The following is a 21,019-nucleotide window of genomic DNA, read 5'->3' as shown; positions in this document are numbered from 1 at the left end:
TTCAGGTTAGCTATCGCGCTTTCGGCGCGGCCACGCCTCATACTCCGTCATTGCGAGCGGCTTGTCCGCCGAAGCTCGAGAGCGAAGGCGGAAGCTAAGCAATCCAGAATCTTACCGCATAGGCAGTCTGGATTGCTTCGTCGCAAGGCTCCTCGCAATGACGGGTTCGAGGCAGCCTTTTAGAACTTGAAGTTGGCGAACGCCCTGACGCCGATGCCGGGCATCAAGACCTCGTCCTTGGTGTAGGATACCGAGTTGCGGATGTTCTCGTTCAACAGATTGTTGCCGACGAGGCCGACCAGCATCTCGCGCGCGCCGAATGCATTCGGGTTGAGCTTGGTCTTGTAGGTGACCTCGGCCTTCAGCAAATTGTAGCCCGATGTCGGCGTCTCCGCGATCACAGCGACGTTGTTCTGCGCGAAAGCGTGCAGCAAATTGACGCGCATCAACCAATTGTCGTCGCGCCAGAACACGCCGCCGCCCAGTCTCAGCGGCGGAATCCGCGGCACGTTGGTGCCGTCGGTGAAGGTGGCACGCACGACGTCGAACTGGTTCTCGATGCCCCAGATGCCGCCCTGGAATGCACCGACATCGAACTGCGACTGGAATTCGCCGCCGCGGAAGTTGGCATTCCGCTGCGAATAGACCGCCAGGTTCAGCTCGGCACCGGGCGTGCCGCAGGAGGCAAAGTCGCCGTCGCACATCACGCCGGTGAGGCGGCGATAGATGAAATTGTCGAAATGCGTGTAAAAGGCGGTCGCCTCGAACCGGAACGGTCCGGTCGCCTTGCGCAAGCCGATTTCGACGGACTTCGCGGTCTCGATCGTGAGGTTCGGATTGCCGATGTCGAAGGTCGCGGTCGCATCATGGCCACCGCGCGAGAACAATTCGGCCGGCTTCGGCGCGCGCTCGACATATTGTGCGGTGATGCTGCCGACCATGCCGCCCGGCAGGTCCTGCAACAGGCCGATGCTGCCGCTCTTCGGCGTGAACGACGGATTGTGGACGATGCTTGTTTGCGGTGACCCGTCGGGCAGGAAGTCTGCGGGGAAATCGGGCGTGGACCCGTGCAGTTCGACATGTTCGATCCGGCCCGCGATCTGCGCCCTGGTCTGTTCGCTGAACTTGAACTCGTTGAAGACGTAACCCGCGACGCGGTAGTTTCGGTTCGGGTCCCACAACCCGTTGAACAGCGCGCCCGGATCGTCCGGGCTTGGCGCCGTCAGCTCCTGGTGGCCCGCCTGGAAGCCGAACGCGGTCGTCACCTCGGCAAAACGGGCGTTGAACGGCATCAGCTGCACCTCGGTGCGGATCTCCTGCTCCTTGTTGGTGAAGGTCTGCCGCACGCCGTCGGTGTTGGGGTCGGCGGGATCGGCAAGGCCGATCTCGTTGTGCCGGTAGTCGGTCGCGCCGGCCCAGAAGCGAACGATTTCGATCGCCGCAGCGTCGGGATGGTACTCGCCCTTGACGTTGATCTTGGTCTGGTGAGCGTCGATCCGGGTGTTGTGGTCGGCGCCGTCGATGCCGGGGATGTGGTAGAGCGCGTCGTTCTGCGTGATCGCCGCACCGATATAGCCGCCCTGGAAGAAGTAGGAGCCGCCGATCGAGCCGCCGTCCGAGCGCGTCGCCGAATTGGGCTGGCGCCCGTTGGCGATGGAGCGCGTCTGGTCGGCGAGGTACGGGTAGCTCGGGATGCTGTAATCGGTGGTGTTGCGGCCGTAGACGTCAGCATGGAAGGCGTAATTGCCGCCCCCGGTGTCGAGCAGCACGCCGCTCTCGACGCCGCGATCGACCGAGCTGAACGCGCTGCGCGTTTCGGCGGTGACGCAAAGCGACGTCGCGGCGCCGGCGAGCGGCGCCTTGACCGGCAGGCCGAAACTCTGGAACGGCTGGGCACCGCAGTTCGGCAGCGCATCCGGAATCCGGTTGTTGGTGGCGCTGACGACGCCACCGATCGAGGTCGAGCCATAGCGCAGCGCGGCCGGCCCGCGCACCACCTCGACCTGGTTGGTCGCCAGCGGATCAATCGGGACGAAGTGATCCTCGCCGAGGTCGGAGGCACCACCGGCATTGGTGCCGTTCTCGACGATGCCGACGCGGTTGACGTCGAGACCCCGGATGATCGGCCGGCTGGAGGCGCCGGGCGCGAAGCTCGAGCCGGTGATGCCCGGCTTGGAGAACAGGAGATCGCCGAGCTGACCGCCGCCTTCGCGGCGGATCTCCTCGTTCGGCACGACTGTGACGGTGGCGAACTGGTTGGTCACGATCGGCAGCACGCCCTGCTGAGGTGCGGCGGGCGTGGAGGCTGCCGGCGTGGCGTCCGCCGCGCGTTCGTGGCTGCGTGCCCGCGCGGTTCGCGTGGCGCGGCCCGGGTTGCGGGTCGGCACCACCGCCCTGCGCACGATGGGGCTCGGAGCCGTCACGGTGACGGCGGGGATTTCGGTAGACGCCGGCTTGTCCTGAGCCAGCGCCGGGGTGGCGGCGGCGCCGAGCAGGAGCAGGCTTGCTCCGCCAAGGCGCTGCGCGCGCCGCAATTCAAATGACATGGTTCTGATTCCAGTCAGGCGCCGTCCGCATATTCGTGTGTTGATCGGAGGCGGCCTGCCGTCGCTGCGCGACGGAATTCGACTTCAACTGCTCCCGGGCATCCGCCGACTTTCGGCGAGCCCAGACGTGATCACGTGATGTCTGGAGTCAGGACGCGGGAGGGGCGCGCGGCTGGAACGCCGAGCCGGCCGACTTCAGATGGCTGAATTCAGCGTCGGTGGTGCGATAGAGCAGCTCGATCGCCTGCGGCAGCAGCAGCACAGGCGGCGCCGCGAACATGACGGTGCCCGCCATCGCGACCAATGCGCAGATCGCGCAATTGTCCTCGCCCGGCTGCTCCCGGTCGGGACCTGCCGGCGATTGCCTCTCGACCGCGGCACGGTGGATCGAAGCGACACCGTTGGTGCTGTCGGTCTGCTGGAGCGAGGCCTGGGCGAGGGGAGCGGCCTGGGCGAACCAATGGCTGTGGCCGAACGTCAGCGCGAACTGCACCAGCATCGCGAGGATCGCGAGCCGGGCGCCGTGCCTGATATTCGACCGGAACCACTTCATCTGAAAACGCCACCCCACATCGCGAGGGCATCATCCCCTGATCCCGCGACGTTATAATGTAACATCGCCAGATCGGTCAGCGGATGTCAACCGCAGTCGCACCGATCCGCTCGGGCGGATTGCTGATGTGTCGTTCGCGCAACGGGACGTTCAGCGCCCTTCGCGGACCCAGGTCGCGGCAAAGGCGCCGAGCAGCAGCAATAGCCCGATCAGGCCGGCGAAGATCGGCAGCACGCCGACGCCCTTCACGACGCTGGCGTCGCGCATCCGCACGCCCATCCAGCCGTCGCCATGGAAGACGCTCGCCGAGCGGACCGGCAGGATGCGCGGCAGCTCGACGTTGGCGCCGTCAACCACGCGCACGGCGTTGCCGCCCGTGGCCTGCGTCAGCGGCTTGAGGGTCTCGGTGGTCGAGGTGACTTCCGAAAACTCCTTCGGATTGGTCGGACCGACATTGATCAGCGCCTTCAGCGTGCCGTCGGTCGCCTGCCACAGGCCGAGTTCGCTCGCCGGCAGGCTGGCGCGCCATTCGCCGGGATCGCCGGGCGCAAGCGTCAGGTCGCGCGCCACGCCCGACGGCGAGGTCACGCTGACCGGCTGGACGCTGTCCGCCATGGTCTGGCGCACCACCACGAGATTCTTGCCCTGCACCTGCAGGCGTAGCGCTTCCTCGTCCAGATCGGGCTGCTTCATCAGCCAGTGCGACATGCGCCGCAACAGATCGAGATGCGGGCCGCCGCCTTCATAGCCGCGCGCCCACAGCCAGATGTGGTCGGAGAGCAGCAGCGCGACGCGGCCCTCGCCAAAACGCGACAGGAACAGCAGCGGCTTGCCGTCGGCGCCGGTCATCACCGGCGGGTTGACGGAATTGCGGGTGTCGACAGTGCGGAAGAAGCGGCTCCAGTGCGGCGGCTCGCTGGCGGAGCCTTCGAGGCCGCGCGTGACGGGATGGCGTTTGCCGACGTCGGACAGATGCGCGTAGAACGGCTTTTCCGTCACCCCGACCGGTTCGGCGGGCAGCACCGAATCCAGCGGCGTGCGCCAGATGCTGGTGTTGGAGGCGTAGTCGGGGCCGGCCGAGACCAGCACCGCGCCGCCGCCGCGAACGTAGCGTGCGATGTTGTCGAAATAGGCGATCGGCAGCACGCCCTGGCGGGCATAGCGGTCGAAGATGATCAACTGGAATTCGTTGATCTTCTGCTGGAACAGCTCGCGGGTCGGAAACGCGATCAGCGACAATTCGTTGATCGGTGTGCCGTCCTGCTTCTCCGGCGGACGCAGAATGGTGAAGTGGACGAGATCGACGCTGGCGTCGGACTTGAGCAAATTGCGCCAGGTGCGCTCGCCGGAATGCGGCTCGCCCGAGACCAGCAGCACGCGCAGCTTGTCGCGCACACCGTCGATGGCGACGACGGCGCGGTTGTTCACCGGCGTCAATTCCCGTTCGAGCGGCGAGGCCTCGATCTCGACGATGTTCGGCCCGGCATGCTTGATGTCGACGTCCACGCTTGCGGCCTGGCCGCTTCCCAGGGTGCGCTCGTTGATGACCTCGCCGTCCCTGCGGACCGTGACCTTGGCGCGCTCGCCGCTGACGCCCTGGTCGTCGAGGCGGTAGGTGATGGTCTGGGGCTGCCCGACGATGCCGAAGCGCGGCGCCGCCAGGATCGCGATGCGGCGGTCGCGCTCGTCTTTCTGTCCGGTGATCAGCGCGTGAACCGGCGCCTGGAAGCCGAGCCCGGCGGCGTTGGCCGGAATGTCGTGGACGCGGCCGTCGGTGATCAGGAAGGCGCCGGCGACGCGGTCGACCGGCACGTCGGCAAGTGCCGAGGCCAGCGCGCCGAACAGCTTGGTGCCGTCGGTCTCGCCGTCGGCCTGTCCGGCGTCGACGACGCGGACCTCGAGTCCCTTGATCTTCTTCAGGCTGTCGACCAGCGCCTCCTGCGCCTGCGCGGCCTCCCGATTGCGATTGCCGAAGTTCTGGCTCGGGCTCTTGTCGACGACGACTGCTGCGACCGAGGTGAGGGGATCGCGGTCCTCGCGGGTGAAGGAGGGATTGGCGAGCGCCAGCAGGAACAGCACCAGCGCGGCCACGCGCACGGCAGCGCCGCGCGCACGCGCCAGCAGCAGCACGAGCGCGATGACGACGATCGCGGCCAGTGCGAGCCACAGGACGATTGCCGGAACAAGCGGCGTAAACGCGATGCCGTAATTCATGTCGCACTTCTATTCATTGTGAGCATGACCTCTTCGGAAAACCGGTTCCCACTTTTCCGGATCATGCTTATTGCCCCAGCCGTTCAATCAACGCCGGTGCGTGCACCTGGTCGGCCTTGTAGTTGCCGGTCAGCGTGTACATCACGATGTTGGCGCCGGCGCGGTAGGCGAATTCGCGCTGGCGGGGGTCGCCGCCGGTCACCGGCAGCATGGCCTGGCCGTCGGGCCGAACGGCCCAGGCGCCGGCGAGGTCGTTCGAGGTGATGATGATCGGCGAGACGCCGTCGCCGCCGCGTGCCGGCCGCTGCGCGCTGTCGTCGTCGTCTTCGCGCGGCAAGGTCTCGACCCAGGTCTGGCCGGTGTTGAAGCGGCCGGGGAAGTCGCGCAGGAGATAGAAGGTCTTGGTCAGCACGTGCTCGCGCGGCACCGGCTCGAGCTCGGGCACGTCGAGCGAGGACAGGATTTCGCGGAGCGTCTGCATGGCGGGGGTCTGCGCGGCGCCGTTTGCGCCGGGCGGTGCTTCGACCGCGTCGCGGGTATCGAACAGCACGGTGCCGCCCTGCTTCATGTAGGCGTCGATCTTGTTGATGGCGTCCTGCGGCGGCTTGGGCGCGCCGGGCACGATCGGCCAGTAGATCAGCGGGAAGAAGGCGAGTTCGTCGCGCGCCGGATCGATGCCGACGGGATCGCCGGCCTCGAGCGCGGTGCGCTGCGCCAGGAACAGCGTCAGTCCGGACAGGCCGGCCTTGACGATGGAATCGACGTCGGCATTGCCGGTCACGACATAGGCGAGGCGGGTCTGCGACACCGCCTTCATCGCGAACTCGTCGGACGCGCTGTCCGCGTGCGACGGCGTCGGCACGAGCGCCACGAAGCCTGCGAGCGCCAGTCCGAAGACGATCATCGCGGGCGCGGCGCGGCGGCGCAGCAGCGCGGCGAGGCCGCCGCCGAGCACCGCGACGATGATGGCGTCGATCAGGAACAGCGCGAGCGCCGTCGACAGTAGCCAGCCGCGCAAGTCGCGCGGCTCGGCATTGGTGTAGGTGGCGTGCCGGGCGCGCAGGCTCGCGGTGTTCAGGGCTGCGATACGGTCGGCGCTGGCAAGCGTGTTCACGGCGAGCGGTCCTTCTGCCGGACCATAGAAGCCCGGCGGATGATCGGGTGTGGCGCGGTCGCGATAATCCGCGGGCAGCGGCTTTGCGGCGGCGGGCGGCGGGCCGAAGGCTCCGAAGCCGTCGAGGATGTGCAGCGGCGCCACCGTCTCGGCAGTCGCCTCAGTGGCAACCCCGGCGCCGGGCTTGGCAGTATAGCCGGACATGTCGACGACACGCCGCAGGATTTCGACGAAGGTGCCGGACATCGGCAGATCCGACCAGCGCATGTCGGCGCTGACGTGGAACAGGCTGACCACGCCCTTGCCGCGATGCTCACCGGTCACCAGCGGCGTGCCGTCTTCCAGCGATGCCCAGCTCTTGGTGGCGAGCACGGCGTCGGGCTCGGCCAGCACCTGGCGGTTTATGGTGACGTCCTTGGGGACCACGACGCCGGCAAACGGACCGTCCGCCGCGAACGAGGCCAGATGTTGCGGCTTTTCCCAGGTCAGGCTGCCGCCGAGAGTCCGGCCGCCCTTGCGAAGCTTGACCGGCACGAGATCGTCTTCGGCCTGCGCCAGCCGCGGACCGGCGAACCGCACCAGCACGCCGCCCTGGTTGATCCAGGCATTGAGACGCTCGCGGATTTCAGGGGCGATGGTGCCGACATCGGCAAGGATGATCATCGGCAGCTTCTGGTCGAGGAACTGCGTGATGCCCTGCTGCGGCGCGCCCTTGTCGGCGAGCCGCACGTCGGCGAACGGCGCCAGCGCGCGGGTGAGATAGAAGGTCGGCGCCAGCAGCGGCTGCGCCGTTTCGCTGCTCGCGCCCGAGACGATGCCGATGGCGCGGCGGCGCCAGCGCTTGTCGAGCAGCTGCACCGCGCCGGCGGAGCGCTCACCGGCAATTTCAAGCCGTGTGATGTCGTTGCGCAGCTCGACCGGCAGATCGAACGCCGCTTCGGTTTCCTTGTCCTGCGGACCGAACGAATAACGCGCTTCTCCGATCGGCGAGGCCTTCTGGTCCAGCGCGCGCACGGTGCCGATGGCAATGCCGCTGTCGGTGCGCAGTACCTTGACCGTCATCCTGGCGGCGGCGTTCTCGGCCGCGACCAGAGCCAGCGGCGAGGAGGTGCCGCCTTCGAACACGGTCAGGCTGCGGTCGCCGATGCTCTTGCCGAGGCCAGCCACGAATTCCTCGCCGCGACCGGTGTCGACGCCGTCAGAAAGCCAGGCGATCTCGCAGTCGCCGGTCGCTTTCAGGAAGCGATCGATTGCGGTCAGGGTCTCGACGCGGTCGATCGAATAGGGCTTCGGCGTGAGCTGCCGCAGCGCCACGCGCGCGGCGCCCGCCGGCATCAGGGTGATATCGCGGTTCGGCTCGGACAGCGGCGCCAGCGCAATCGCGCGGCGGTCGTTCTCGGCATTGGCGATCAGCTCGTCGGCGGCCCTGATCCGGATGTCCCAGTTCGATGCCGCACTCCAGCCGTCGTCGAACATGATCATCAGCGGCGCCTTGCTGGCGGCGATGCCTGTTTGCGGATTCCAGATCGGGCCGGCGGCGGCGAAAATGACGAGGGCCGCTGCCAGGAGCCGCAATGCGGTCAGCCACCACGGCGTCCGTGAGGGCGTCTCTTCGCGCGGTGCGATGTCGAACAACAGGCGCGTCGGCGGAAACTCGATGCGGCGCGGCCGTGGCGGCATCACGCGCAGCAGCCACCACAGCACCGGGAGGCTAACGAGGCCAATCAGGAGCAGCGGTTCGGTGAAGGCGAGCGGCAGTCCCATCATGCGGCGGGCCCCGCCTTGATGGTCGTGGTGCGGGCGCCCGACTTGCTTACCTGCATGCCGGCATGCAGGAACAGCAAGAGCTCAGCGGCGGAGCGGTCGGTCGCGTGCGTCGTGAACAGCCAATCGAGCTTGTTGGTCTCGGCGCGGATCTGGTCGCGGTGCAGCGCGAGCCGCGCGGTGTAATCCTGCGCCCAGCTCTCGGCGCGGCCGGCGGTGATCACGCCGAACCCTTCGGGCTCGACAAACTCGACGCGTCCGGAATAAGGAAACGACTCTTCGGCGGGATCGACGATCTGCACCAGCATGCCATGGGCGCCGGAGCCGGACAGGCCCGCGAGCGTCGTCCCGATCTCGAAGATAGGCGACCAGAAATCCGACAGCACGATCGTCTCGGCCAGCGCCGCGGGCACGAAGGACGGCGGCAGGCTCAGCCGGTCGGCATCGTCATGCATCATCGCCTGCGCCATCTTGTCGATGACGCTGCGGCTCGCGGTCGGTGTCATCAGCCCGGGAATGCCGACACGTTCGCCGCCGGAGACGAGCAGCTCGGCCAGCGCGAAGGCGACGATCAGCGTCCGCTCGAGCTTGGATTCGCGCGCAGTCTTCGAGGCGAAGGCCATCGAGGGGGAGCGGTCGGGCCAGATCCAGACCGTGTGCGAGGCTTCCCATTCAAGCTCGCGGACATAGAGATGATCGTCACGCGCCGAGCGCCGCCAGTCGACGTTCTGCGCCGGCTCGCCGGAGACGAAGCGGCGGTACTGCCAGAAATTTTCGCCGGCGCCTGCGCGCCGTCGGCCGTGCAGACCGTGAATGACGTTGGCGGCGATACGGCGGGCCTCGAGCACCAGGCGCGGCAGCGAAGCGGCGAGCGTGCGGCTTTCGCCATCGGCACGTCGGATCGCGATGATCTCCTTCGCTGCTTGCCCGTTCTCTGCGGCCATCAACCGATCCGTGTTTTCAATTGCCGGATCACGTCCGGAATCGTGCGGCCTTCGGCGCGCGCCTGGAATGTCAGCGCCATGCGGTGCTTCAGCACGGGCTCGGCGAGGTCGAGCACGTCGTCGATCGAGGGCGCGAGGCGCCCGTCGATCAGCGCGCGTGCGCGCACCGCGAGCATCAGCGATTGGCTGGCGCGCGGGCCCGGTCCCCAGGCGATGAACTTGCCGGTCTCGCCGCTCTCCGGACCCGGACGGGCCGAACGGACCAGCGACAGGATCGCCTCGACCACGGAATCGCCGACCGGCAGGCGCCGGATCAGCCGCTGTGCGGTGATCAGCGCGTCCGCGGTCATCGATCCCCTGGCCAGTGTCTCTTCCGCGCCGGTGGTCTCGAATAGGATACGGCGCTCGGCGTCGCGATCGGGATAGTCGACGTCGATCTCCATCAGGAAACGGTCGAGCTGCGCTTCCGGCAGCGGGTAGGTGCCTTCCTGCTCCAGCGGATTTTGCGTGGCGAGCACATGGAACGGCTTCGGCAGATCGTGGCGCGCGCCGGCCACGGTGATGTGCTGCTCCTGCATCGCCTGCAGCAGCGCCGACTGCGTGCGCGGGCTGGCGCGGTTGATCTCGTCGGCCATCAGCAATTGCGCGAACACGGGGCCGGAGATGAAGCGGAAGGCACGCTTGCCGCTGGTGCTTTCGTCGAGCACTTCGGCGCCGAGAATGTCCGACGGCATCAGGTCGGGCGTGAACTGGATGCGCTTGGCATCGAGGCCGAGCGTGATGCCGAGCGTCTCGACCAGCTTCGTCTTGGCGAGACCGGGGACGCCGATCAACAGCGCATGGCCGCCGGAGAGGATGGTGACCAGCGTGTTCTCGATCACGCGGTCCTGGCCGAAGATGACGGACGCGATCGCATCCTTTGCCGCGCGAATCTGGCTCGACACCTGCTCGGCCGAACGGACTACTCCGTCTTCGAGCTTCTCGACACTCTCCGCCATCCGTTAGCTCCTTCAGCCTGCCATGCGGCTCGCTTGCGTCGTCATGTCATCACATGGGCCCTATGCTAGACTTGCAGGAAGGCCATGTATTCGTTGAATTAACCTATCCCCACCTTATCGGCTTAGGGCTATGTAGGGCATCACGAAGTGGAGACCTCCACACCGGACTGATCCGGAGTGGAACCGTGCACCGACAGACGACGTAGACTTACAATTCAGACCTGCAGCAAACGTGCCAAATGACAGAGTCAGGGCAAACCATGGCGAACCAAGGGCAGAGCGCCGATCGCGGTCTTGAGGGGCTGACTGCCGCCGCCAAAAGTGCTGCCGATGCCGAAGGCGTCAAAAAGGGCCTGCCTCCGGTGCATCTGTGGAATCCGCCGTTTTGTGGCGATCTCGACATTCGAATCGCTTCCGATGGCACTTGGTACTACATGGGGACGCCAATCGGCCGCCACGCGCTGGTCCGCCTGTTCTCGACCATCCTCAAGCGTGAAGGCGACAAGCATTTCCTCGTCACGCCGGTGGAGAAGGTCGGCATTCGCGTCGACGACGCGCCGTTCATGGCGGTCGAAATGCAGAAGGACGGCGAGGACAACCACCGCGTGCTCCGCTTCCGCACCAATGTCGACGACTGGGTCACCTGCGATGCGGCGCACCGGCTGCGCTTCGAACGGGGCGAGGGCGGCGGACTGACGCCCTATCTGCATGTCCGCGCCGAACTCTGGGCCAAGGTCACCCGCGCGCTCTATTACGATCTGGTTGACATGGGTGAGGAGCGGATGGTCGATGGCCAGCCGATGTTCGGCGTCGAATCGGCCGGCGAATTCTTCGCCATGGCCGATGCGGAGCAGGTGAGGGCCGCGCTTTGAACAAGCCTATCCTGAAGACCGATCCCGCCACGTTCGGAGCGGCCGATTTTTTCGCCCGCTCCAAGGCGCGATTAGGCTTCGACGTGCCGCCCGGCCTGTTCGATCCCAACATCATTCCGGCCTCGGGCGATCCCGGCACCGACAAGATGCTCGAGATCATCGCGCGTGAGCAGCCGGTGCGGCCGGCGGCGGTTTTGATCGCGGTGGTCGATCATCCCGAGCCGACCATCCTGCTGACGCAGCGCTCGGCGCATCTGAACGACCATGCGGGCCAGATTGCCTTTCCCGGCGGCAAGATCGACGCGACCGACTCCTCGCCGCTCGATGCGGCGCTGCGCGAGGCGGAGGAGGAGATCGGGCTGTCGCGCGACTTCGTCGAGCCGATCGGCTATCTCGATCTCTACGGCACCGCGTTCGGCTTCCGCATCCTGCCGACGGTAGCCCGGGTGCGGCCGGGTTTTGAGCTGACGATCAACCATTCCGAGGTTGATGATGCGTTCGAAGTGCCGCTATCCTTCCTGATGAACCCGGCCAACCACCAGGTGCACAGCAAGGAATTCCGCGGCATGGAGCGATCCTACTACGCGATGCCGTTTGCGGAACGCTACATCTGGGGGGCGACGGCCGGAATGCTGCGTGTGCTTTACGAGCGGATCTATTCATCATGATCCGTCCAGTTCTGACCGAGATCGGAATTTTCCTCGTTCCCTTCGCCGTCTATGCGCTGTTCCTGGCCGCCAGCCGTTCCGGGCTGTTCGTGCAATCGTCCTGGCCGATCACCATCGTCGCGCGTCTCATGCTGGCGGCACTCGTGCTGGTGATCGCGGGGCTGATCGGGTTTGCGCATTTCTCCGGCGCGGCTCCGGATTCGACGTATGTCCCCGCCCATGTCGAAAACGGCAAGCTCGTGCCGGGCGTGGAAAGATAGGGGCCGGCCGATGAGCGCGGAGCCCATGCTCGCCGATGCGCCCTGGCTGATTTCGGGAGGGACTGCGCGCGTCCTGGAGCTGCTCAACGCGGATGGCGAGGAGGCGCGGGTGGTCGGCGGCGCCGTGCGCAACGCGCTGCTCGGTCTCGTGCCCGGTGATATCGACATCGCGACCACGGCGCTCCCGCACGAGGTGGTGCGGCGCGCCAAGAGTGCCGGCATCAAGAGCGTGCCGACCGGCATCGACCACGGCACCGTCACGCTCGTCATCGACAACCAGCCATACGAAGTCACGACGCTGCGCGAGGACACCGAGACCTTCGGCCGCAAGGCCAAGGTTGCGTTCGGCCGCGACTGGGTCAAGGACGCCGAGCGGCGCGACTTCACGATGAACGGGCTGTCGGCCGATGCTGATGGCGTTGTCTACGATTACGTCGGAGGCGTCGCGGATGCGGCCGCGCGGCGCGTGCGCTTTATCGGTGATCCCGACCAACGGATCGCCGAGGATTTCCTGCGCATCCTGCGTTTCTTCCGCATCCACGCCGCGTTCGGCGCCGGCGATCCCGACCGCGACGGCTATCTCGCCTGCATCCGGGGACGCGCGGGCCTTGCGAGCCTGTCGGCCGAGCGGCTGCGCATGGAGATGCTGAAGCTGCTGGTCGCTCGCGGCGCGTCTGCCGCCGCGCTTGCGATGGCAGATGGCGGATTGCTGCAAGCGCTGACCGGCGGCGTCGCCTACACCGGGCCGCTCTCGGCGATGATCGCGATCGAGCGTGAGCTCGGCCTCGCTGCCAGCGCAACGCGGCGGCTCGCTGCGCTGACGGTCGCCGTGACTGAAGATGCAAAACGCGTCGCCGCGCGCTTGAGACTCTCCAATGCGGAAACCAAGGCGCTGGATTCGATGGGGCACCGCTGGTGGCGCCTGGCGATCAAGGACGAAGCCGATGCGCGGCGGCTGCTCTACCGGCTCGGTGCGGAGCGCTATCACGATCGCGTGTTGCTTGGCTGGGCGCGAGGCGGCGATCAGGTCGGCTCGTCGCGATGGCGTGTGCTCGCCGAGCTGCCGCAGCGCTGGACTGCGCCGAAATTTCCGCTGAAAGCTGCCGACTTCATCGCGCGCGGCATGGCGGAAGGACCCGCGCTCGGGCATGTGTTGACGCTCGCCGAGGACGCTTGGCTTGCGGCGGATTTTCCCCTAGAGGACACCGCACTCGCTTCCATCGCCGATCAAGCAGCGGCACGCGTCAGCCGCGACGAGAAAACGTGACCATCGTCTCAGGCTTCGCCGACATCTCGATTTTTCAGCTTCTGCTGGTCGCGTTAATGGCGTTGTTTGCTTCGATCATCGGTGGTCTCGCCGGCTACGGCACCGGCGCTCTGATGCCGCTGGTGCTCGTGCCGCTGGTCGGCGCCGAGCCGGTGGTGCCGATCATTGCGATCTCCGCGATCTTCACCAATTCGAGCCGCGCGATCGCCTATCTCCGCTATGCCGATCGCCGCCGCGCGCTGATCGTGCTCGCCTGCGCGGCGCTGACGACGGCGCTCGGCGCCTACGGCTACACCCGGCTGACCAATGCCGGCGCTGCGCTGGTGATCGGCTCCATGCTGATCCTGAGTGTGCCACTGCGCCGGATGCTCCGTCGTCGGCAGGTCAGGATCGGCGACACCGGCCTTGCGGCCGGCTCCGTCGGCTACGGCGTGCTGGTCGGCGGCACCTCGGGCTCCGGCGTGATCCTGCTCTCGCTGCTGATGGCCGCGGGACTCGAGGGCGCCGCCGTGATCGCGACCGACGCGATGATCTCGCTTGGCACCGGTCTGATCAAGATTTCGGTGTTCGGCCTCGCCGGCGCGGTCACCGCGCGGGTGCTCGCCTTTGCGCTGCTGATCGGCGGGATCGCGATCCCCGGCGCGTTCCTCGCCAAAGCCTTCGTCGAGCGGATGCCGGTGCATATCCACACCGCGATCCTCGATGTCGCGGTGATCACCGGCGGGCTGGTGATGATCTCGGCGTCCGCGAGGCAACTGATCGGGTAGATTATCGCGGAGCGGAACGCGTAGTTTACCTCTCCCCGGGACAGAGCGCATATGGGCGCCGAAGCTTCCACAACGTCATGGCCGAGCCCGTCCGGACAAGCCCGGGCATGATGACCTTTTGGGTTACGATGACAGTGCACTTAATCATCGCCGTCAGACTGCGCTGGCTTCGGTCCGCGCTTGCCGGGCTTGAAGCGGGTCGGGTCAATTGGGTGTATCGTAATTCCCGCTGCCGTGGCCTTCGCCTTCCGGTATCGCTCCGCCGGTTCTAAGTGTCATATGTGACTTTTGGAACGGAGGCGCTTCGTCGGGCGTTTCCGGAGCATGCCGAGGTACGTCTTCCGCGTCCACAATGTTGCGTCCAGCAAGGACGAGCAAGGGGAGGAACTGCGAGACGACAAAGCCGCGTGGCGAGAGGCCACGAGCTTCGCTGGCTCTATTCAAGGATGTCGACGGCAATTCCGCCCGGCCAAGAGTGGAGCCTAGGCCTCGACCCTCTTTGCGATGGTCTGTGGAGACAAGAAATGAGCTCCGTAGACATTGTTGTTCCCTGCTTCCGGTATGGGCACTTCCTGCGGGAGTGTGTCGAGAGCGTTTTGGCGCAATCCGGCCCCGAGTTGCGCGTGCTCATTATCGATGATGCGTCGCCCGACAATACAGTGGAAGTTGCGGAAGAGTTAGCCCGCTCCGATCCCCGGGTGGATTATCGCAGGCACACCTCGAATCAAGGGCTCATTGCTACCGCCAATGAAGGCATCGCCTGGGCGAGAGCCGACTATATGCTTCTTCTGTCCGCGGACGATTACCTGTTGCCCGGGGCCCTTGCGAGATCGGTCGAGCTGATGGACGATCATCCGTCTGTCGCTTTCACCTTCGGCGGCGCGGTTGTTCTTGATCAACAGGGGGAGCGTTCGCGGCGTAGAACAGGCGTGGGATCAAGAACCAACATTTTGTCCGGCCTCGATTTCATTACACTTAGCGGCGCAAAAAACATTGTGCTATCACCAACAGTAGTGGTTCGTACGAGCCTGCAGAAAAGATTGGGCGGGTATTTAGCTGATTTACCCTACGCTTCTGACATGGAAATGTGGTTCCGGCTCGCCGCGCACGGCGACGTCGGGGTCATTGCCGCTGATCAAGCCGTGTATCGAGCGCACTCGGCCAACATGTCAAGCGAGCCTTCGCGGGAGCAAGACCTGCTCCAACGCAAGGCGGCGATTGAACATTTCCTGACTAATGGTGCTGCCAGGTTGACCAACGCTGCTGATCTTCGTGCCTGGATGAACCACATGTTGGCACTTGAAGCGATCGGTTGCGCAAGCACTGCCTTCAACGAAGGAGCGATAGAAAGCTCAGCAGGCCTTTCTAAACTTGCGGTCGGTATTGATCCGACCGTTCGAAGAACGCGTCGTTGGTGGTTTCTTGCCTGCAAGAAGGTTCTTGGGCTGCGAGGATGGCAGCTCGTGCGGCCTGCAGTTGAATGGTTTAGAGCTATCTTACCGAACGAGCCCCGCGGAGCGGACTGAATGTGCGCAAGTTGAGATCTGAGATTTTGAACCGGAACGGACCTCGTCAAGCGAACGCACCTGTTGCAGACGATCTGTACAACACGTACCGTCGCCGATGTCGATGCAAGGAACCCAATGACTGATCGAGAAAAGATTCTAATCGCCCTTCGAGAAAAGCCTCTGAAAACTTTCGAAATCATGAAGCGCGTCAACATAAAGAACCAGGACGACTGCCAATCGCTCCTGTTGAAGATGCGTGACGACGGCGCGGTGAAGTTCGATATTCACAAGGGACATTGGCTCGTCGCGTGACGGCGTTCGTTTGGTCACCAGCGGCTGGTGGAATTGCTTCCAAGTTCCTTTCAGCGGAGAGAACGACTAGCCGCCTTCGGGCGGCTTTTCTCTTGGCGGTGACTTCCGTTGGTCACTTTTCAGAAATGGCCTTGGGCTGCGGGATGTCCGTTCGCAGGGGGCGCCAAGTTGCAAACAAGCGATCGGCACAATATCGTCGATGGTCCGCCCCCATTTCTGACGTCCAATCTTCTCAGGAGCCAACACTATGAATGTGCTCTCAGTGTCCAGCGGGATCAATCGTCCTCCAGGGAGGGTCGATATCCCGTCTGCCTGGCAAGGCGCTGAGATGAAGGCGAATCCTGATCGATGGTTGATATCGCTTGCTGCCGGCGAGATCGCCGAGCTCGAGAACGCAGCTGAAACATATCTCGGCAGAAGCAAAGAAATCGCAGAGATCACGAAGGAAAGCTTTCCGCTTCCTCATCTCGGCGCGCACCTGGAAGATCTCAAGAAGAAGCTGTTGGTCGGCTTGGGCTTCCAAGTCATACGCGGCCTCCCGGTGGCAAAATATAGCCAGGAGTTTGCCGCTACGATATTTTGCGGGGTGGGCGCGCATCTTGGATCGGCGCGGTCTCAGAATGCAGCGGGTCACATTCTCGGTCACGTCCGTGACACAGGTGCCGATGCGAAGGATCCGAACACTCGAATTTATCAAACTTCGGAACGTCAGACATTCCACACGGATTCGTCCGACGTGGTTGGATTGTTATGCATTCGCGAGGCGATGGAGGGAGGGGATTCTCTCCTTGTCAGCACGACGACAATCTACAACGAGATGTTTGACAGACGTCCCGACCTTGCCGCTCTCTTGTTTGATCCGATCGCGACAGACCGGCGAGGCGAGGTGCCGGAGAACGAAAAGCCATATCTTGAAATCCCGGTGCTGAATTGGCATGCGGGGTTCCTGACCGGGTTCTATCAGCGCCAGTATATCGATAGTGCGCAGCGCTTTCCCGATGCGCCGAGACTGACGCCCGCTCACGTCGAGGCACTCGATCTCTTTGACGCGCTCGCAAACAGCCCCACTCTGCATTTTGGCATGCGGCTTCAGCCGGGTGACATGCAGTTCGTTTACAATCATGCTTTGTTGCATGATCGGACCGGATTCCGTGATTGGCCCATTGCAAGCCAAAAGCGTCATTTGTTGCGGCTTTGGCTCAGCATGGAAGGCGACCGGCCGCTGCCCGATTGTTTCAAGCAGCGCTATGGTTCGATTGAGATTGGCAACCGTGGCGGCATTATCACCAAAGGTACCAGTCTGAACGTTCCGTTGGATTGACGTTCGAAGCATCCAGCGATGTCCGCTCTTGCGCCGTTGTTGGCATAGAAGCGGACATCACATGCGGCGGAGCCGAGCACTCCGACCTAACGAGGACGCGGTCTCAGGCGTGCCTACTCCTCGTCTTCGTCCTCGTCATCCTCGTCCTCGTCCAATTCTTCCAGCTGTTCGAGCACGGCCAGCGGCAGCGTCTCGCGGAACAGGTCGCCTTCCGCGCCCATCCAGAGGCAGAGCACGTCGTCGCCCTTCACTTCCGCAACGGTGAGCGGCTGCCCGCCGGATTTCAGCATTACGATATCGCCGACTTTCAGTTCCATGGATGGTCCTTTCAGGTTGATTGACAGAGAGTTGATTGACGAGAGAAGAGTTAGCAAGCCGTCATGACATGCCGATCACGACTGCGGGTCCGCGGATGCGCTACGGCTGCGCGTGTCCGCCGCGCAGACTGAAACGTCGATGACGGAGGTTCGAGTGGGGGATCGCTCAAGAGGCACGCAAGGGCTCTTCGGTCCTGGGCGCGGCGATGATGCCACCATGCCCGTGTTTTGCCCGACGAGTCAAAGGGTTTCGTTAAATCCGTAAGTCATTGGTTTTGCAGCGGTCGGCTACTGTGCATGGGGTTGTTTTCGATGTTTTTGTTTTCGCGGCCTTGATCATCCCGGCAAAAGTTCGCCGAGCGAGCGGATGATGCGGTCAGGCTTGACGAGCGACCCTTCGGGCAGGCCGTCGCCGTGCACGTCGATCCAGATCGAATAGATGCCGAGACGCTGCGGAGTCACCACTTCCCATTCCAGATTGTCGCCGATCATCCAGGTATCTTTTGCGGTGACGCCGAGCGTGTCCATCGCGTGCAGGTAGGCGCGCTCCTCGGGCTTGCCAAAACCGTGCTCGCCTTCGATCTGGATGTGGTGGAAGCGGTGCGCCAGCTCGAAGCGCTCGACCTTGGCGCGCTGGGTGTCGGCGGCGCCGTTGGTCACCAGCGCGAGCTTGATGCCGAGCGCCTTCAATTTGTCGATGGCCTCATGCGCGCCGGGGAAGACGAACATCTCCTCCTCGCGATAGGTGGTGAAGCGGTCGGCGAGGCGAATGGCGAGGTCGTCGGGCAGGGCGCGGTAGCCGGCGGCGGCGAGCGCGGCAAACCCGCCCTTGACGGTGAGGTGACGAGCTTCGGCAAGCCTGAGCCGCCACGAGGCGTCCGCATTGGCCCAGAAGTTTTTCGCGAACGCGAGCACCGTGGTTGCGACCTGCTGCGGCGGCAGCGGCGCGAGCTCTTCGGCAAACTCGTTCGCGATCGTGTTCCAGGCGATCTCGGGCCGGCCATAGGCCGACAGGATGGTGTCGTCCATGTCGATCAGCATGGCGCGCGGCAGCGGCCTGATTGCGGGCTTCATCGGAGTCATGGCCATTTCACCTCCGGCGGCAGCGACGACAGGATCGAATCGACATTGCCACCGGTCCTGAGCCCGAAGATGGTGCCGCGATCGTAGAGCAGATTGAATTCGACATAGCGGCCGCGCCGGATCAATTGCTCCTCGCGATCCTCGGCCGTCCAGGCGGTCGCGAAATTGCGCCGCACGATCTCAGGATAGATCTTCAGGAAGGCGCGGCCGACATCCGCGGTGAAGGCGAGGTCGGCGTCCCAGTCGCCGCTGTCGTGCCAGTCGTAGAAGATGCCGCCGATGCCGCGGGCTTCTTTCCGATGCGGCAGGTGGAAATACTCGTCGCACCACTTCTTGTACTTGTCGTAATCGGCGATGCCGTTCGGCTGCGTGCAGGCCTGTTTCATCGCGGCGTGGAAGGCGATGGTGTCGGCGTCGTCCTGCGTCCGCCGGCGCTCGAGCACCGGCGTCAGATCGGCGCCGCCGCCGAACCAGGCTTTTGTGGTGACGACAAAGCGCGTGTTCATGTGCACCGCTGGCACGTGCGGATTGCGCAGATGCGCGATCAGCGAGATGCCGGAGGCCCAGAACTTCGGGTCGTCCGCCGCGCCCGGAATTTGCGCGCGAAACTCCGGCGCGAATTCGCCGTGCACGGTCGAGCAGTGCACGCCGACCTTCTCGAACAGGCGGCCGGACATCATCGACATCACGCCGCCGCCGCCGGCCGCGCCGGTATGATCGGTGCGCTGCCAGGGCGTGCGTTTGAAGCGGCCGGGCTCGCCCGGATAAAGGTTTTGCGGCGCGTCGTCTTCCAGCCGCTCGAAGCTCGCACAGATGTCGTCGCGCAAAGCTTCGAACCAGACGCGGGCGCGCGTCTTGCGGTCTTCGATCAAGCTCGGGTCCAATGTGGATGTCATTCTTTCAGCCCTGCGGACCGTAATAGGTGCAGCTCTCGCTGCAACTGTCGCGATGGATGCTGACGCGGGTCAGCTTGCCGATATGCGCCAGCCGGTCCCAGACGAAGAGCGAGAGGTTTTCCAGCGTCGGTGTGCCCAGCGCCTCGATCTTGTTGAGGAACTTGTGGTCCAGCATCACGCGCACATCCTCGATGGCGCGCTGAAGGAGGCCGAGATCGACCACCATGCCGGTCGCAGGGTCCAGCGTGCCGCGCACCGTCACCTCAGCGCGAAAGGAGTGGCCGTGGATCTCTTCGCTGGCCGCGCCGAACGTCGTTCCCGACAATGAGTGCGCCGCCTCGAAGCGAAACGATTTCGTCAATTCCCACATCTGTTCGAAAACCAATCCTATCTGATACCGAGCGACTTGTGCGTCTGCACGCTGAGCCGCCATTGCGGATGATTGAGGCAGTAGTCGATCGCGCGCGCGGTGTTCTCGGCCACCTCGGGCCCGTCCATCGGCTGCAGCGAGAAGCGCTCGAAGGCGAGGCCTGCGAAGGCCTCCGGTGCGGCGAGTGGCTGCGGATAGACCAGCTTCAGCTCGTGGCCGCGCCGGACCACCAGGTCGCTGCCGCCCTTCGGACTGACGCAGATCCAGTCGAGCCCCTCGGGCGGGACGATCGTGCCGTTGGTCTCGACGCCGATCTCGAAGCCGCTTGCGTGGAGCGCATCGACCAGTGCGGCATCGACCTGGAGCAGCGGCTCGCCGCCGGTGAGCACCACGTAACGGTTGTCGGTAGAGGCTGTCCATTGCGCGGCGATGGTGCCGGCGAGTTCCGCGGCCGAGGCGTAGCGCCCGCCCAGCGTGCCGTCGGTGCCGACGAAGTCCGTGTCGCAGAATTTGCAGGTGGCGCCCGCGCGGTCGGCCTCTCGCCCGCTCCAGAGGTTGCAGCCGGCAAAACGGCAAAATACGGACGCGCGCCCGGCATGTGCGCCTTCGCCTTGCAGAGTCAGGAAGATTTCCTTGACCGCGTAACTCAACCGTCTCTCCTCAATCCTATGGGCCCTTCAATCCTGTGAGGCCTCGGGGTTCCGGATCTGCCGCAGCGCTTCGCCTGCGGCCATCGCCGCGGTCATGGCGACATTGAGCGACCGTAGCCCCGCCGCGATCGGAATCACCAGCCGCGCGTCCGCGGCTTCGACCACCGCGTCGGTGACGCCGGCGCTCTCGCGCCCGAATAGCAGGATGTCCGTCGTCTGGTAACGGAAATCGCGGTAGTCGGTGGCCCCTTTGGTGGTGAACAGCAGCAGGCGGTAGCCCTGTGCCGCGCGCCATTGCTCGAATTTCGACCACGAGTCATGGCGGTTGATGCTGACCTGATCGAGGTAATCCATTCCCGCCCGGCGGAAATGCCGGTCGGAGACGGGAAAGCCTGCCGGTTCGATGATATGGGCGGCCACGCCCAGACAGGCGCAGAGCCTGAGAATCGTGCCGGTGTTCTGGGGGATGTCGGGTTGGAAAAGCGCTATCTGCATGGGCTGTGCCGGGTTCGGTGCGGGCCGGAAATGTCTCAATAAAACATCGCTGGCCGCGGAATTCGTGCATTGCACGCTCCCGCGCCGATAGCGGGCTTGC

19 protein-coding genes are annotated in these 21,019 nt (G+C 64.8%); 7 read left to right on the top strand and 12 right to left on the bottom strand.

Translation table 11 applies throughout. The features are described from left to right. Window positions 1-179: 179 nt before the first annotated feature. The 6 genes from IVA74_RS04870 to IVA74_RS04845 form a co-directional block, all read right to left on the bottom strand. Window positions 180-2,546: a TonB-dependent receptor gene (locus IVA74_RS04870; RefSeq protein WP_247340419.1), complete on the bottom strand. Its 2,367-nt coding sequence runs from the start codon at window positions 2,544-2,546 to the stop codon at window positions 180-182. A 148-nt stretch (window positions 2,547-2,694) separates the two neighbouring features. Beyond that, window positions 2,695-3,099 carry a DUF2946 domain-containing protein gene (locus IVA74_RS04865; protein WP_247340418.1) on the bottom strand — a complete coding sequence of 135 codons (405 nt, stop codon included), beginning with the start codon at window positions 3,097-3,099 and terminating at the stop codon, window positions 2,695-2,697. Window positions 3,100-3,249: 150 nt separating this feature from the next. Beyond that, entirely contained in the window at window positions 3,250-5,313 is a 2,064-nt protein-coding gene (locus tag IVA74_RS04860) for a hypothetical protein (protein ID WP_247340417.1), read from the bottom strand. Window positions 5,314-5,380: 67 nt separating this feature from the next. Next, a complete protein-coding gene (locus tag IVA74_RS04855) occupies window positions 5,381-8,194 on the bottom strand; it encodes a DUF4159 domain-containing protein (protein ID WP_247340416.1) in 2,814 nt (937 codons plus the stop codon). Continuing rightward, a complete protein-coding gene (locus tag IVA74_RS04850) occupies window positions 8,191-9,135 on the bottom strand; it encodes a DUF58 domain-containing protein (protein WP_247340415.1) in 945 nt (314 codons plus the stop codon). Before IVA74_RS04850 ends, IVA74_RS04855 begins: the two co-directional genes overlap by 4 nt. Then, window positions 9,135-10,133, bottom strand: a complete 999-nt coding sequence (locus IVA74_RS04845) for a MoxR family ATPase (RefSeq protein ID WP_247340414.1) — start codon at window positions 10,131-10,133, stop codon at window positions 9,135-9,137. Before IVA74_RS04845 ends, IVA74_RS04850 begins: the two co-directional genes overlap by 1 nt. Window positions 10,134-10,393: 260 nt before the next feature. Here IVA74_RS04845 and IVA74_RS04840 point away from each other — a divergent pair, with 260 nt between their 5' ends. The 7 genes from IVA74_RS04840 to IVA74_RS04810 all read left to right on the top strand — a co-directional run bounded on the left by IVA74_RS04840 (window position 10,394) and on the right by IVA74_RS04810 (window position 17,108). Further along, entirely contained in the window at window positions 10,394-11,005 is a 612-nt protein-coding gene (locus IVA74_RS04840; RefSeq protein WP_247340413.1) for a DUF1285 domain-containing protein, read from the top strand. Continuing rightward, window positions 11,002-11,673, top strand: a complete 672-nt coding sequence (locus IVA74_RS04835; RefSeq protein WP_247340412.1) for a CoA pyrophosphatase — start codon at window positions 11,002-11,004, stop codon at window positions 11,671-11,673. Before IVA74_RS04840 ends, IVA74_RS04835 begins: the two co-directional genes overlap by 4 nt. Then, complete coding sequence (locus IVA74_RS04830) at window positions 11,670-11,933, top strand: DUF6111 family protein (protein ID WP_247340410.1); 264 nt, start codon at window positions 11,670-11,672, stop codon at window positions 11,931-11,933. The genes IVA74_RS04835 and IVA74_RS04830 overlap by 4 nt, the downstream gene beginning before the upstream one ends. Before the next feature lie 10 nt (window positions 11,934-11,943). Continuing rightward, a complete protein-coding gene (locus tag IVA74_RS04825; protein WP_247340408.1) occupies window positions 11,944-13,200 on the top strand; it encodes a CCA tRNA nucleotidyltransferase in 1,257 nt (418 codons plus the stop codon). Further along, on the top strand, window positions 13,197-13,967 hold the full coding sequence (locus IVA74_RS04820) for a sulfite exporter TauE/SafE family protein (protein ID WP_247340406.1): 771 nt from the start codon (window positions 13,197-13,199) through the stop codon (window positions 13,965-13,967). The genes IVA74_RS04825 and IVA74_RS04820 overlap by 4 nt, the downstream gene beginning before the upstream one ends. A 524-nt stretch (window positions 13,968-14,491) precedes the next feature. After that, on the top strand, window positions 14,492-15,493 hold the full coding sequence (locus IVA74_RS04815) for a glycosyltransferase (protein ID WP_247340405.1): 1,002 nt from the start codon (window positions 14,492-14,494) through the stop codon (window positions 15,491-15,493). 541 nt (window positions 15,494-16,034) lie between these two features. After that, the gene (locus IVA74_RS04810; protein ID WP_247340404.1) at window positions 16,035-17,108 is read left to right on the top strand and encodes a TauD/TfdA family dioxygenase; all 1,074 of its coding nucleotides are present in this window, start codon (window positions 16,035-16,037) and stop codon (window positions 17,106-17,108) included. Window positions 17,109-17,221: 113 nt separating this feature from the next. Here the strand turns inward: IVA74_RS04810 and IVA74_RS04805 are convergent, their stop codons facing one another. The 6 genes from IVA74_RS04805 to IVA74_RS04780 all read right to left on the bottom strand — a co-directional run bounded on the left by IVA74_RS04805 (window position 17,222) and on the right by IVA74_RS04780 (window position 20,919). Beyond that, a complete protein-coding gene (locus tag IVA74_RS04805) occupies window positions 17,222-17,425 on the bottom strand; it encodes a DUF2158 domain-containing protein (protein WP_247340403.1) in 204 nt (67 codons plus the stop codon). 336 nt (window positions 17,426-17,761) lie between these two features. Beyond that, window positions 17,762-18,514, bottom strand: coding sequence for an HAD family hydrolase (locus IVA74_RS04800; RefSeq protein WP_247340402.1), 753 nt, complete (start codon window positions 18,512-18,514; stop codon window positions 17,762-17,764). Then, a complete protein-coding gene (gene hemF / locus IVA74_RS04795; protein ID WP_247340400.1) occupies window positions 18,505-19,404 on the bottom strand; it encodes an oxygen-dependent coproporphyrinogen oxidase in 900 nt (299 codons plus the stop codon). The genes IVA74_RS04800 and hemF overlap by 10 nt, the downstream gene beginning before the upstream one ends. A gap of 4 nt (window positions 19,405-19,408) precedes the next feature. Further along, window positions 19,409-19,774 carry a 6-carboxytetrahydropterin synthase gene (locus tag IVA74_RS04790; protein WP_247340587.1) on the bottom strand — a complete coding sequence of 122 codons (366 nt, stop codon included), beginning with the start codon at window positions 19,772-19,774 and terminating at the stop codon, window positions 19,409-19,411. Window positions 19,775-19,791: 17 nt separating this feature from the next. Then, a complete protein-coding gene (gene queE / locus IVA74_RS04785) occupies window positions 19,792-20,424 on the bottom strand; it encodes a 7-carboxy-7-deazaguanine synthase (RefSeq protein WP_247340398.1) in 633 nt (210 codons plus the stop codon). Between the two features lie 27 nt (window positions 20,425-20,451). Next, window positions 20,452-20,919 carry a tRNA (cytidine(34)-2'-O)-methyltransferase gene (locus IVA74_RS04780; RefSeq protein WP_247340395.1) on the bottom strand — a complete coding sequence of 156 codons (468 nt, stop codon included), beginning with the start codon at window positions 20,917-20,919 and terminating at the stop codon, window positions 20,452-20,454. Window positions 20,920-21,019: the final 100 nt, after the last annotated feature.

Origin of the sequence: Bradyrhizobium sp. 132, from assembly GCF_023074185.1 — a bacterium.
In the GTDB taxonomy this organism is placed as follows: Bacteria; Pseudomonadota; Alphaproteobacteria; order Rhizobiales; family Xanthobacteraceae; genus Bradyrhizobium.
Note: the sequence above shows the minus strand (reverse complement) of the source record. Positions and strands in the feature narration are given on the sequence as shown.

Bases quoted from the DNA above. Each gene is read 5' to 3' on its own strand.
- IVA74_RS04870 (WP_247340419.1), bottom strand. From the start codon at position 2,546: ATGTCATTTGAATTGCGGCGCGCGCAGCGCCTTGGCGGAGCAAGCCTG.
- IVA74_RS04865 (WP_247340418.1), bottom strand. From the start codon at position 3,099: ATGAAGTGGTTCCGGTCGAATATCAGGCACGGCGCCCGGCTCGCGATC.
- IVA74_RS04860 (WP_247340417.1), bottom strand. From the start codon at position 5,313: ATGAATTACGGCATCGCGTTTACGCCGCTTGTTCCGGCAATCGTCCTG.
- IVA74_RS04855 (WP_247340416.1), bottom strand. From the start codon at position 8,194: ATGATGGGACTGCCGCTCGCCTTCACCGAACCGCTGCTCCTGATTGGC.
- IVA74_RS04850 (WP_247340415.1), bottom strand. From the start codon at position 9,135: ATGGCCGCAGAGAACGGGCAAGCAGCGAAGGAGATCATCGCGATCCGA.
- IVA74_RS04845 (WP_247340414.1), bottom strand. From the start codon at position 10,133: ATGGCGGAGAGTGTCGAGAAGCTCGAAGACGGAGTAGTCCGTTCGGCC.
- IVA74_RS04840 (WP_247340413.1), top strand. From the start codon at position 10,394: ATGGCGAACCAAGGGCAGAGCGCCGATCGCGGTCTTGAGGGGCTGACT.
- IVA74_RS04830 (WP_247340410.1), top strand. From the start codon at position 11,670: ATGATCCGTCCAGTTCTGACCGAGATCGGAATTTTCCTCGTTCCCTTC.
- IVA74_RS04825 (WP_247340408.1), top strand. From the start codon at position 11,944: ATGAGCGCGGAGCCCATGCTCGCCGATGCGCCCTGGCTGATTTCGGGA.
- IVA74_RS04815 (WP_247340405.1), top strand. From the start codon at position 14,492: ATGAGCTCCGTAGACATTGTTGTTCCCTGCTTCCGGTATGGGCACTTC.
- IVA74_RS04810 (WP_247340404.1), top strand. From the start codon at position 16,035: ATGAATGTGCTCTCAGTGTCCAGCGGGATCAATCGTCCTCCAGGGAGG.
- IVA74_RS04805 (WP_247340403.1), bottom strand. From the start codon at position 17,425: ATGGAACTGAAAGTCGGCGATATCGTAATGCTGAAATCCGGCGGGCAG.
- IVA74_RS04800 (WP_247340402.1), bottom strand. From the start codon at position 18,514: ATGGCCATGACTCCGATGAAGCCCGCAATCAGGCCGCTGCCGCGCGCC.
- hemF (WP_247340400.1), bottom strand. From the start codon at position 19,404: ATGACATCCACATTGGACCCGAGCTTGATCGAAGACCGCAAGACGCGC.
- IVA74_RS04790 (WP_247340587.1), bottom strand. From the start codon at position 19,774: ATGTGGGAATTGACGAAATCGTTTCGCTTCGAGGCGGCGCACTCATTG.
- IVA74_RS04780 (WP_247340395.1), bottom strand. From the start codon at position 20,919: ATGCAGATAGCGCTTTTCCAACCCGACATCCCCCAGAACACCGGCACG.